Raw genomic sequence first — 11,809 nt, forward strand, 5'->3', positions numbered from 1 at the left:
ATGATCCAAGTAGAAGATATCAAATACGTCGCTGCTGAAGCCTACAAGCGTTCCGGTCTCGTCCTGTCTGTCGACAAGGGGTATCTGCTGGAAAGCCGCCTGGCGCCGCTGGCCCGGGCCGAAGGATATCCGTCCATCGAGGCGCTGATCGGCGCTGCCCGGCGCGACACCTCCGGCCGGATCCTGTGGTCGATCACCGAGGCCCTGGCCACGCACGAGACATTTTTCTTCCGTGACAACACGCCGTTCGACCTGTTCAAGCAGGAAGTATTGCCGGTCCTGTCGCGGGCCCGGGGCCGGACCGGATCGATCCGTATCTGGTGTGCTGCCTGTTCCTCGGGTCAGGAACCGTATTCCCTCGCCATGATCCTCGAGGAGGAGCGCGCCCGTCTCGGCAACATGCGGTTCGAGATCGTCGCAACCGATATGGCCGGGCGCGTGCTTGAGAAGGCCAAGGCCGGCGTCTATTCGCAGTTCGAGGTCCAGCGTGGCCTGCCGATCCAGCGTCTGGTGCAGCATTTCGACCAGACGGGCGATCAGTGGCGGATCAAGCCGCACCTGCGCTCAATGGTGACCTTCAAGAAGCAGAACCTGCTCGAGAACTTCGCCGGCATGGGCACGTTCGACCTGATCTTCTGCCGCAACGTGCTGATCTACTTCGATGCCGATACCAAGAAGAAGATTCTGGCGCGTTTGGCTACGCAGACAGCCTCCGACGGTTATCTCGTCATGGGCGCGGCGGAGACCGTTGTCGGGCTTTCGCGCGACTATACGCCGGTTGAAGGCAAGCGCGGCCTGTATGGCCGGGCCCAGGCCGCCAAGAGTGCTGCCGCCTGATCTCGGCTGAACGCTAGACCCAACACAACAAAGACCCCGCAGCGCTCGCTGTGGGGTCTTTTGTGTTCGGGCGACCGGGTGCCGACATAAGAAAAACCCGGGCCTCAGGCCCGGGCTTTCAAGGTCATCACGTCAGACAGGGCTCACGACGCGGCTTTTTCCTCGACCGGGTCGCGCAGCACATAGCCACGGCCCCAGACGGTCTCGATGTGGTGTTCGCCATTGGTGGCGGCGGCGAGCTTCTTGCGCAGCTTGCAGATGAACACGTCGATGATCTTGAGCTCCGGCTCGTCCATGCCGCCATAGAGATGATTGAGGAACATCTCCTTGGTCAGGGTCGTGCCCTTGCGCAGCGAAAGCAGCTCCAGCATCTGGTATTCCTTGCCGGTGAGGTGAACGCGCTGGCCTTCGACTTCGACCGTCTTGGCGTCCAGGTTCACGGCGATAGAGCCGGTGCGGATGATCGACTGGGAATGGCCCTTCGAGCGGCGCACGATCGCGTGGATACGGGCGATCATCTCGTCCTTGTGGAACGGCTTGGTCATGTAGTCGTCGGCACCGCAACCCAGTCCGCGGACCTTGTTGTCGATGTCGGCATTGCCGGTCAGGATCAGGATGGGCGTATCGACCTTGGAGACACGCAGTGTCTTGAGAACATCGAAGCCCGGCATGTCCGGGAGGTTCAGGTCCAGCAGGATGATGTCGTAATCATACAGCTTGCCCAGATCCACGCCTTCTTCGCCCAGATCGGTGGTGTAGATGTTGAAGCCGTCCGACTTCAGCATCAGCTCGATCGACTGGGCGGTGGCCCGATCGTCCTCAATAAGAAGAACCCGCATTTGGTTCGCCTCCAGTTGCGCTGCCCGGCCGCACAGGTGTCGCCCGGCCTCTTCACGTGATTAACCTTAATTCGACGCTAGGCGGAAACCCTTAATGAAAGTTAACCACGCCTTGACCCGCGAGCGGAATCGTCAGGAGGCCCCGGCGACTTGATTCACAAATCACGTTAACGGTTCAATGGTTAACGTCGGGTCTTGGGGCGAAAAACGCACTGTCATTGGACATTTATCAAATATCCCACGCATAAAGTATCACCGGTAAGGGCCGGTTTGCCGGCATTTCCGGCCGAAATCCTGCCGTGAGATTGCCGTCGGAATGGCGATATGGTTATCCACAGCATTCTCGAATCTCCTCGAGACTCGCTGCGCAGAATCGAGTCCGCCACTCAATGTGCGGTCCCGGTGCATTTTTTGCCGGGTGTTTACGACAATGCAACGCGCTCACCCTAGACTGCGAAATGGACGGCAATGATGCCCCGCAATAAAGGCGGCCCAAACCGCATGATGCAGACCCTGATCGAACGTGTTGAACGCTTGGACGACCGCGTGCTGGAAGGCCGCGTCACAGCGCTCAACGGCCTTCTGGTCGAAGCGGAGGGCCCCAAGGCGGGCCTGTCGCTGGGAGCGCATGCCGTGATCGAGACCGGGCAGGGCGAAGCCGAATGCGAAATCGTCGGTTTCCGGGGCGAGACCGCCCTGATGATGCCGTTTGGACCGCTCGAGGGTATTCGCCCGGGTGCCAAGGCGCGGCTGCAGCCGGATGCCGCCGTGGTTCGGCCCAGCCGCAGCTGGCTCGGGCGCGTGCTGGATGGTTTCGGTCGCCCGCTGGATGCCGGCGGACCGCTGAATGACGGATCCGTGGCCTATCCTCTCAAGGGTAATCCGCCCGGCGCGCATGGCCGCGCCAGGCTCGGCGAGCGGCTGGATCTCGGCGTGCGGGTGCTCAATTCCTTTGTTCCGATGCGTCGCGGCCAGCGACTGGGCATTTTTGCCGGTTCGGGCGTCGGCAAGTCGGTCCTGATGTCGATGCTGGCCCAGGCCTGCGATGCTGACGTCATTGTCATCGGCCTGATCGGTGAACGAGGCCGGGAAGCCCGGGAATTCACCGAGGACGTGCTGGGGCCGGAGGGTCGCAAGCGATCTGTCGTGATTACCGAAACCTCGGACGCACCTGCCCTCGCGCGCCGTCAGGCGGCCCATCTCACATTGACGACAGCAGAGTATTTTCGCGATCAGGGTCTCGATGTGCTGTGCCTCATGGACAGCGTCACACGATTTGCCCTGGCTCAGCGCGAGATCGGGCTGGCGGCCGGCGAGCCGCCGACGACGCGCGGTTACACGCCTTCGGTCTTTGCCGAACTGCCGCGCCTTCTCGAGCGCGCCGGCCCGGGGCCGCAGCGCACCGATGGCGGCAAGCAGGGCACCATCACCGGACTGTTCACGGTCCTCGTTGACGGTGACGACCACAATGAGCCGATTGCCGATGCTGTTCGCGGCATCCTGGACGGTCACGTGGTGATGAGCCGCACGATTGCCGAACGGGGCCGCTACCCCGCCATCGATGTCCTCAAGTCCGTGAGCCGGACGGCTCCGGAAGTCTATGATCCTGCAGAGCGCCCCCTGGTGGCGGAAGCTCGCAAACTCCTGTCGGCCTATTCCGACATGGAGGAACTCATCCGACTGGGAGCCTATTCCCAGGGATCGAACCCGGCGGTTGACCGGGCCATTGCTCTCAACGAACCGTTGGAAGCGTTCCTTGGCCAGCAGAAAGACGAGGCGGCGGACATCGCCACAAGCCACGCGATGCTGGCCGAGATTTTGGGTGGTGAAGGAGGGCGGACATGACACGCTCACATGAACCCTTGATCCGGCTGGCCCGGTTCAAGGTCGAAGAATTGCAGAAACAGATGGCCGAACTGGACAATTCCCGGCAGGCCCTGCTCGGACAGATCGAACGTCTCGAAGCGTCCGTTCCCGAAGAGCAGGCAGCGGCCACGGCGTCCAAGGAAGGCTTTGTGGCCTATGGCTCCTATGCCCAGGCCGTGATCAAGCGCAAGGAGAACATCCGCCTGTCGCTCGACGAAGTCGAAGTGCAGGCCGATGCGCTCCGGGCTCGCCTCGGTGAAGCCTTCCAGGACCTCAAGAAGTACGAGCTGCTCGAGGAGCGCCGCCTGGCGCATATTGAGAAGGCGCTGCGTACTGCCGAACAGGACGAGCTCGACGAGATCGCCCAGATCCGGCACGCGCGTCGGCACTAGGCATTTGCAACGCAGGGGGGACGCCCCGGCCGATCGGGCCGGGGCAGGGGAAGTCCGGGGCAGGCCGTGCGGTTAGCGCGGCCCCCAGGTCCGCTTCGACCAGAACAGGGCCCCGATCACCAGCAGGTACAGCGCCAGACGCAATAGCACTACGACGCCGCCATTGGCGTCGAGGCGGGCGAAGGTCAGGTCGAAGGCGAAATTGGCCGGCAGTCCGGTGGCCAGCCGGTAGAAGAATGGCGCCATCGCATCGATCACGAATGCGAGGCCGGCTGCTGCAGGCCATTGGCCCCAACGCCGCATGATCAATGCCATGATCAGCGAAAGCACGATGATCAGCCACCAGTCAAAGGGTGTGAAGCCGGAAGCCAGCCGGTCCAGCAGGGTCTCGTACATGGTGATTGGCGCCCCCCTCGCGCAATCTGTTGCAGCTCGATACTAGGCTGCTTCGCGGCCCCGCGCGAGTACCCCTGCAAGCGAGCGATAATCTTCCACGGCCGGACATTTGGGTGCACTGACCGAAACACAGGTCTGGGTCCGGATGGCTGCCGGCACGGCCGGGTCACGACGCACCACGCCCGCCAGGATCGGGGTGAAGCTGAGAAAGGCTTCGCACGTCTTGCGGAAAGCCCCGAAGGCTTCACGCGCTGACTTGTCGTCCGGCGCGTTGTTGACCACGACCAGCGGAGCTGCCCCGTCATCATGCAGGCGCAGGGTTTTCACGAAGGCATAGGCGTCGGTAAGCGAGGTCGGTTCGTCGTTGATGACGATGACAACATCGTCCGCTGTGAGGGCGAGCCGGATCGTTGAACGGTCCGCCCCCGCGGCCAGGTCAAGCACGGCGCGGTCATAGGACAGGGACAGGGCCGCAACGCCGGTTGCCAGCTTGGTCAGTCCCGGCCCCGACAGATTGGCGAGTGCGCCTGACCCGGAGCGCCCTGAAATCACATCGAACCCGCCCTTGGTCTGGGCGCCGCCAATGGCGGGGCAGACCGCATCGGCGAGACTCACCCGTCCGTTCAGCACGCTGGTAATGTCGGATTTCGGCTGTAGGCCCAGCTGCACGTCGATATTGGCCATGCCGAGGTCGCCGTCCATCAGCAGCACGCGCTCACCCATGAGCGAGAATGCGCGGGCCATGCCGATCGACACGCTTGTCTTGCCGACTCCGCCCTTGCCCGAAGCGATGGCAAGGATGCGGCCGGCCGAGCGGTCTTGCGGTGCAGATGCGATCTTCATGAGTCCGAGTCCTCGAACGGTGTGTCACGGTCCTCGATCAGGACACGGGCCATGCGCAACGGCGTCGCCGGCGCCAGGCCGCCTCCGATGAAGGGAGTGGATGAAATCTGGGCAAAGGCCAGACCGGTCTCGCCCACGCCGAGCAATGCGCCGAGCCGGCGCGCGCAGTCGAGCTTGACCGGGATGCACCGGCTCGCCCCGATGGAGGCGAAGAGCGAGGCGGCATCCTCGGCATCTTCCGGCGTCAGGCCGGCGTCGAACACATAGATGATCTCGGCCCCGGCGCTGTCGGCAAACGCCAGCGTCATGTCCAGATCGTCGAGTTCGAATGGATTGACCGCGGGGCTGTCGATCAGGACCGGACCGGTCAGCTCTTCAATGATGTCGGCCATTTCACGCGGATCGTCGATGGCGTGGAAGCCGGCGCCCATGCGCTTGGCCAGAGCATGAAGCCGGTCGTCCGCACCGGCGCGTTCACCGTCGCAGGAAATCAGGGTCGGAACCGCACCCGCCGTGATTGCGCGGGCCGCGGTCTTGGCCAGTGCGGAGGTCTTGCCGACTCCCGGCGTTCCGGCAAACAGGATGGCGTGTTCGGGTAAGGCCGGAAGCGGCTGGAAGGTGTAGCGGCTCTCTATGGCATGGGCGAGGCGGGCCACCGCCTGTCCCTCGGTGAGGTCGTGCGCCGACCGGATCAGGGCCTGGGCCGCTGCGCCGGGAGCCCGGTGAAAGCCGAGGGCCCGGATGACCCGGTCGAGATCGCTGTCCTCACGCAGGCCGCGCTCGATATCGGCTTCGGCGGACAGGCGTTCGGCCCGTTCGCGGACCGGTTCGGACGGTTCGGTGACATAGCTGGTTTCAGCAGCGGCGCGGACCTGAACCCCGCCATCTGGCGCATCCGAGGTGGCGATGATCACCGCATCCGGTCCCATCTCGCGGCGCACCTCGGCCATGGCCTGGCTCAGGGATGGGGCTGCAAAAGTTTTCAGACGCATTCTGGGTCACGCCAATTCAGGGTGTGGATGTTCAGCCGACATGGCCCATCGTTTTCAGACGTGCACTCGGATGGATTTCATTCTGCGACATTACCACGGTCTGCGGCCGAAAGCGTTCGACGAGCGAGCGCACATAAGGCCGAATCAGCGGGCTTGTCAGCAGGACCGGTACATGACCCTGATTTGAGGCGGTTTCAAATGCGTTACGGATCGCAGCCACGAAATCATGCAGCTTGCTCGGGGCGAGGGCCAGCTGGCGCCGATCGCCCTCGCCGACGAGCGCTTCCATAAAGGCCTGCTCCCACTGGGGTCCCATGGCGAGCACGGCGAGGTTCCCGTCCGGTGCCCGGTTGGCGTGGCAGATCTGGCGGGCCAGGCGCGTACGCACGTGTTCGACGATGGCGTCGAGGTTTTGCGTGGTGGCACTGGCCTCGGCAATGCCCTCCAGAATGGTCGGCAGGTCGCGGATGGAAATGCGTTCGCGGATCAGGCTCTGCAGGACGCGCTGAATACCGGCGCGGGTGATCTGGGCCGGGGCAATGTCGTCGACCAGCTTCTTGTGTTCCTTCGAGAGCTTCTCGATCAGCTTCTCGACCTCGGCATAGGACAGCAGGTCGGCCATGTTGTCGCGCAGCAGCTCGGTCATGTGGGTGACCAGGACGGCGGCCGGCTCGACAATCGTGTAGCCGCGGAACGAGGCTTCTTCGCGCATGCCTTCCTCGATCCAGGTGGCGGGCAGGCCGAAAGTCGGCTCCTTCACGTGGTCGCCGGGCATGTCGATCTGCATGCCACTGGGATCCATGACCAGGAGCTTGTGCAGCTTGAGCGAGCCGCGTCCGGCCTCGAGCTCCTTGATGCGGATGGCGTATTCCTCGTTGCCCAGAACCATGTTGTCGACGATGCGCACGGCCGGCGTCACGAAACCCATTTCCTCGGCCAGTGACCGGCGCAGGGCGCGGATCTGGTCCGTGAGCTTGCGGCCGTCGACATCATTGATCAGCGGCAGCAGGCCGTAGCCGAGCTCGATCTTCAGCTCGTCTATGGCGAGGCTGTCCTCGATCGGGGCTTCTTTGGGCGTGCTTGCTTCAGTTTCCTCCGCCAGTTTCTCGGCTTCGGCATTTGCCTCCTCCAGGGCCTTGCGTTCGGCAATGTCACGGTTGAACCAGGCCAGGGCGCCCGTTCCACCAGCCATCAGTGCAAACGGCAGGAAGGGCATGCCCGGCAGCAGGCCGACCATGAGGCAGACGCCGGACACCAGGCCGAGGCCCTGCGGGTTTGCCGTCAACTGGCCGAACACCGCCTTGTCGGCCTCGCCGTCAACGCCGGCCTTCGACACCAGCAGACCGGCACCGACGGAGATGATGAGGGCGGGGATTTGCGACACCAGACCGTCGCCGATGGTCAGTGTGGAGTAGGCGTTCGCGGCATCGGGGAAAGACATGCCCGACTGAACGACACCGATAACAATGCCGCCCACCAGGTTGATGCCGGTGATCATCAGTCCGGCCATGGCGTCGCCACGCACGAACTTGGACGCACCATCCATGGCACCGAAGAAGTTGCTCTCGCCTTCCAGCTCCTTGCGCCGACGGCGGGCTTCGTCCTCGGTGATCAGGCCGGACGACAGGTCGGCGTCGATCGCCATCTGCTTTCCGGGCATGGCATCGAGGGTAAAGCGCGCCGCGACTTCCGCGATCCGGCCGGAGCCCTTGGTGATGACCACGAAGTTCACGATCACCAGGATCGAGAACACGATGACACCGATGACGACATTGCCCTGCATGACAAAGGCGCCGAAGGCCTCGATCACTTCGCCTGCAGCGTCAGTGCCCTCGTGCCCGCGCGACAGGATCAGGCGGGTCGAGGCGATGTTGAGGCCGAGGCGGAGCAGGGTGGTGATCAGCAGAACCGCCGGAAAGGCGGAGAACTCCAGCGGTTTCTTGATGAAAAGCGCGGTCATCAGGACCAGCACGGACAGCGAGATCGAGATCGACAGCGAGAAGTCCAGCAGGATGCTGGGCATCGGCAGCAGCAACATCACCAGGATGGCAAGAATGCCCACGCCCATCGCGACATCGCCGCGCAGGACGCGGTTCAGGAAGGCGCGGGGATCAAATCCGCCGCTGCTGGCGGCAGGTGTCGTGTCGGCTGCTGAATTGGCCACGGTCTATCCGATCAGGCTGCGGAGATGCTGGAGACGGTCTGGTTCGGTGCCGGGATGTCGACGCCCTGGTCTGAATAGAGCTTGAGCTTGTTGCGCAGCGTCCGGATCGAAATGCCGAGGATGTTGGCGGCGTGCGTCCGGTTGCCGAGGCAATGGTCAAGGGTGTTGAGGATCAGGTCCTGCTCCACTTCCGCGACCGTGCGGCCGATCATCTCGGCCTGGACGGATTGCGCCGCGTCAGCGGCTTGGCGGGCAATGGTGCTGCTGGCACCAGAACCACTGAATGCCGAACCGTCCGGCATGCGGATGGCGTCCGGCGTGATCTCGCGCCCTGAGGCCAACAGGACGGCCCGGTGCATGGCATTCTCCAGCTCCCGCACATTGCCTGTCCATTCGCGGGTCAGCAGCGTGGTGCGGGCCGCTTCGGAGATCGGCCGCACGTCGACCTGGTTCGCCTCGGAATACTTGCGCACGAAGTGTTCGGACAGGGCAATGATGTCGGCCGGACGCTCGCGCAGCGGCGGAAGGGCCAGGTTGACGACGTTCAGGCGGAACAGCAGGTCTTCGCGGAACTGCCCCTCGGCCACGGCCTTGCGCAGGTCCCGGTTGGAGGTCGCCAGGATGCGGATGTTGACCTTGACCGGCTTGGTGCCGCCGACCCGGTCGATCTCGCGCTCCTGGATGGCGCGCAGCAGCTTGGCCTGCAGGCGGACATCCATCTCGGAGATTTCGTCGAGCAGCAGGGTCCCGCCATCGGCTTCCTCAAACTTGCCGACGCGCCGGGCGATGGCGCCGGTGAAGGCCCCTTTCTCGTGGCCGAAGAGTTCGGATTCCAGAAGGTTTTCCGGGATTGCGGCGCAGTTGACCGAGACGAAGGGAGCCGCGGCGCGCTTGGACTTGGAATGGACATAGCGGGCCATGACTTCCTTACCGGCACCGCTTTCACCGGTGATCAGCACGGAGGCTTCCGACCCGGAGATGCGGTCGGCAAGCTCGATGACGGCCTGCATGGACGGGTCGCGGGCAATCATCGGGCGTTCGTCGTCGGCCACGGCCTGCAGCACAGCGGCGATCAGGTCGGCGTCCGGCGGCAGCGGGATGAATTCCTTGGCACCCGCGCGGATCGCCGCGGCTGCCATCTCGGGGCGCACGTTGACGCCGCAAGCCACGACCGGGACGGAAATCCGTTCCGCTTCATTGGCGGTGATCAGGGCCTGGACGTCGAGTGACAGGTCGACCATGAGCAGATCGGCCCCCCGGCCGGCCCGCAAGTGAGCCGTGGCCTGCTCGATGGTGTCCACCTGAGACACTTTCGCGCCGCGATCGAGGGCGATTTTCGTCGCCGTGTGCAATTGGCCGCCGAGACTGCCGACTATGAGAATGCGCATGATGTGTCTCCGTCCTTACCCGGGCCTGTTCTAGGCCGAGTCCCCGTCCTTGATGATTTCCGTCATGGTCACGCCGAGCCGGTCATCGACCACGACGACCTCGCCGCGTGCGACGAGGCGGTTGTTCACGTAGATGTCGATGGCCTCACCGATCTTGCGGTCCAGTTCGACGACCGAGCCGGACGTGAGCTTGAGCAGTGAATTGACATCGATATGCGCCTTGCCGAGGACAGCCGAGATGTTGACGGGAACGTCAAACACCGGCGCCAGGTCGGCGGCGTTCTTCTCTTCCTCTTCCATCATGGCCTCGCCTTTGCGGGCCGGGGCCTGCTCGGCCGGCAGCTGGTCGCCGGTATCCAGGTCGGGAAGGTCGAAATTGTTGTCGTCACCCATGTCGGGCCTCCTTAAGCCGCTGAAACGCCGGGCGCTTGGCCAGGCTCGTTGTCGGCATTCTCTTCTTCCGGCGGCGTTGCCAGCCAGCGCGCCACGACCTCTTCGAGGCGGGCTTCAATCTCTGCACCGCTGCGCTGGACTGCACCGGCACCCCATTCCAGACGCACATCGGCGGACGCCATGGCGTCATCGCCGCGCACCCGGATGGCACCGTCAAAGCCGATGTCGCGGGCAGTCTTTTCCAGCCGCTCGGACAGCATCTCGATCAGTTCCGGATTGCAGCGCACCGACAGCATCGGCTCGGAGCGCAAGTCCTGGACCGCTTCCAGGGCAACCTGCTCGATGGTGTCGACCGGATAGGCCCGCATGGCTTCGCCGGCGATTTTCTTGGCAGCGGCGACAGCCAGGCCGGCGGCTTCGTGGCGCAGGGCGTCGGATTCGTGTGCCAGCCGTGCCAGGATCAGCTGCATCTGTGAGGCGATGGCCTGGAGGCTGTCGGCGCAGCGGCCTTCCTCCATCTCCCGACCTTCCTCGACACCCCACATCCGGGCCGCATCGACATCGTCCTGGGTGAAGAAGCGCTTGTAGCTCTCGCCTTCCCGCAGGATTTCGCCGTTGTGGTCGAATTCGGTGTCAAAGTCGAACTTGGTCGGGGTCATCACGGACGTCATCCTCAGTAGATCAGTTCATCGTCGGCGCCGCCGTCAGCCAGCATGATCTCACCGCGCGCGGCGAGATCCTTGGCAACAGAAACGATGGTTTGCTGGGCTTGGTCGACATCCTTGAGGCGGACCGGACCAAGCGAGGCCATGTCCTCGCGCATGATCTTGGCAGCGCGTTCTGACATGTTGGAAAAGAACAGGTCCCGCAGACTGTCGGAGGCACCCTTCAGGGCCAGACCCATCTGGTCCTTGTCGATCGAGCGCATCAGGGTCTGGATGCCGCCCGGATCGAGCTTGGACAGGTCCTCGAACACGAACATCAGGGAGCGGATCTTCTCGGCGCTCTCGCGATTGCGCTCCTCGAGCGCGGTGAGGAACCGGTTTTCGGTCTGGCGGTCGAAATTGTTGAAGATCGACGCCATCATCTCGTGGCTGTCATGCTTCGAGGTACGGGCCAGGTTCGACATGAACTCGGTGCGCAGGGTTTCCTCGATGCGATCGAGAATTTCGCGCTGCACCGGTTCCATGCGCAGCATCCGGGTGACGACTTCGAGCGCGAAGTCCTCGGGCAGGGCCGCAAGCACGCGGCTGGCATGCTCGGACTTCACCTTGGACAAGACGACGGCGACGGTCTGCGGATATTCGTTCTTCAGGTAGTTGGCGAGGACCACCTCGTTCACATTGCCCAGCTTGTCCCACATGGTCCGGCCGGCCGGACCACGCAGCTCTTCCATGATCGACTCGACCTTCTCCCCGGGCAGGAACGAGCCGAGGAGCCGCTGGGTCGCTTCGAACGAGCCCATCAGGGACCCGGTCGAGGACATCTGGCCAACGAAGTCGACGATCAGCTTTTCGACCGCCGATGAAGTCACCGTGCCCAGATTTGACATGGCCTGCGAGACTTCGCGGATCTCTTCTTCGTCCAGGTGTTCCCAGACGGTAGACCCCTCATCACCCAGGGCGAGAAGCATCACGGCAGCCTTCTCCGGGCCGTTCAGCTTGGTTGGATCTTCGATGGCGCGTTTTTCAACCATGAC

Annotated in this window: 12 protein-coding genes; 3 read left to right on the forward strand and 9 right to left on the reverse strand. The window is 63.6% G+C overall.

Features of this window, described 5'->3' with window-relative positions:
• Entirely contained in the window at positions 1-837 is an 837-nt protein-coding gene (locus ACXYMR_RS10635) for a CheR family methyltransferase (RefSeq protein ID WP_458942841.1), read from the forward strand.
• 143 nt (positions 838-980) lie between these two features.
• On the opposite strand, the gene ctrA is transcribed toward ACXYMR_RS10635, so the two are convergent.
• Complete coding sequence (gene ctrA / locus ACXYMR_RS10640) at positions 981-1,676, reverse strand: response regulator transcription factor CtrA (protein WP_458942842.1); 696 nt, start codon at positions 1,674-1,676, stop codon at positions 981-983.
• 504 nt (positions 1,677-2,180) lie between these two features.
• Between ctrA and fliI the strand changes: the two genes are divergently transcribed.
• Positions 2,181-3,521, forward strand: coding sequence for a flagellar protein export ATPase FliI (gene fliI / locus ACXYMR_RS10645; protein ID WP_458942911.1), 1,341 nt, complete (start codon positions 2,181-2,183; stop codon positions 3,519-3,521).
• On the forward strand, positions 3,518-3,934 hold the full coding sequence (locus tag ACXYMR_RS10650; RefSeq protein WP_458942843.1) for a flagellar FliJ family protein: 417 nt from the start codon (positions 3,518-3,520) through the stop codon (positions 3,932-3,934). The genes fliI and ACXYMR_RS10650 overlap by 4 nt, the downstream gene beginning before the upstream one ends.
• A gap of 72 nt (positions 3,935-4,006) precedes the next feature.
• On the opposite strand, the gene ACXYMR_RS10655 is transcribed toward ACXYMR_RS10650, so the two are convergent.
• From ACXYMR_RS10655 to fliG, 8 genes are all read right to left on the reverse strand, one after another.
• Entirely contained in the window at positions 4,007-4,330 is a 324-nt protein-coding gene (locus ACXYMR_RS10655) for a hypothetical protein (protein ID WP_458942844.1), read from the reverse strand.
• 42 nt (positions 4,331-4,372) lie between these two features.
• Positions 4,373-5,173, reverse strand: a complete 801-nt coding sequence (locus tag ACXYMR_RS10660) for a nucleotide-binding protein (RefSeq protein WP_458942845.1) — start codon at positions 5,171-5,173, stop codon at positions 4,373-4,375.
• Positions 5,170-6,165, reverse strand: coding sequence for a flagellar biosynthesis protein FlhF (locus ACXYMR_RS10665; RefSeq protein ID WP_458942846.1), 996 nt, complete (start codon positions 6,163-6,165; stop codon positions 5,170-5,172). The genes ACXYMR_RS10660 and ACXYMR_RS10665 overlap by 4 nt, the downstream gene beginning before the upstream one ends.
• A gap of 31 nt (positions 6,166-6,196) precedes the next feature.
• Entirely contained in the window at positions 6,197-8,233 is a 2,037-nt protein-coding gene (gene flhA / locus ACXYMR_RS10670) for a flagellar biosynthesis protein FlhA (RefSeq protein ID WP_458942912.1), read from the reverse strand.
• Between the two features lie 107 nt (positions 8,234-8,340).
• Positions 8,341-9,717, reverse strand: a complete 1,377-nt coding sequence (flbD, locus tag ACXYMR_RS10675) for a sigma-54-dependent transcriptional regulator FlbD (protein ID WP_458942847.1) — start codon at positions 9,715-9,717, stop codon at positions 8,341-8,343.
• Positions 9,718-9,747: 30 nt separating this feature from the next.
• On the reverse strand, positions 9,748-10,020 hold the full coding sequence (gene fliN, locus ACXYMR_RS10680) for a flagellar motor switch protein FliN (RefSeq protein WP_458942913.1): 273 nt from the start codon (positions 10,018-10,020) through the stop codon (positions 9,748-9,750).
• A gap of 101 nt (positions 10,021-10,121) precedes the next feature.
• Positions 10,122-10,769: a FliH/SctL family protein gene (locus ACXYMR_RS10685; protein WP_458942848.1), complete on the reverse strand. Its 648-nt coding sequence runs from the start codon at positions 10,767-10,769 to the stop codon at positions 10,122-10,124.
• A 14-nt stretch (positions 10,770-10,783) separates the two neighbouring features.
• Positions 10,784-11,806, reverse strand: a complete 1,023-nt coding sequence (gene fliG / locus ACXYMR_RS10690; protein ID WP_458942849.1) for a flagellar motor switch protein FliG — start codon at positions 11,804-11,806, stop codon at positions 10,784-10,786.
• Positions 11,807-11,809 lie beyond the last annotated feature (3 nt).

It is taken from the genome of Maricaulis sp. CAU 1757, from assembly GCF_054482675.1.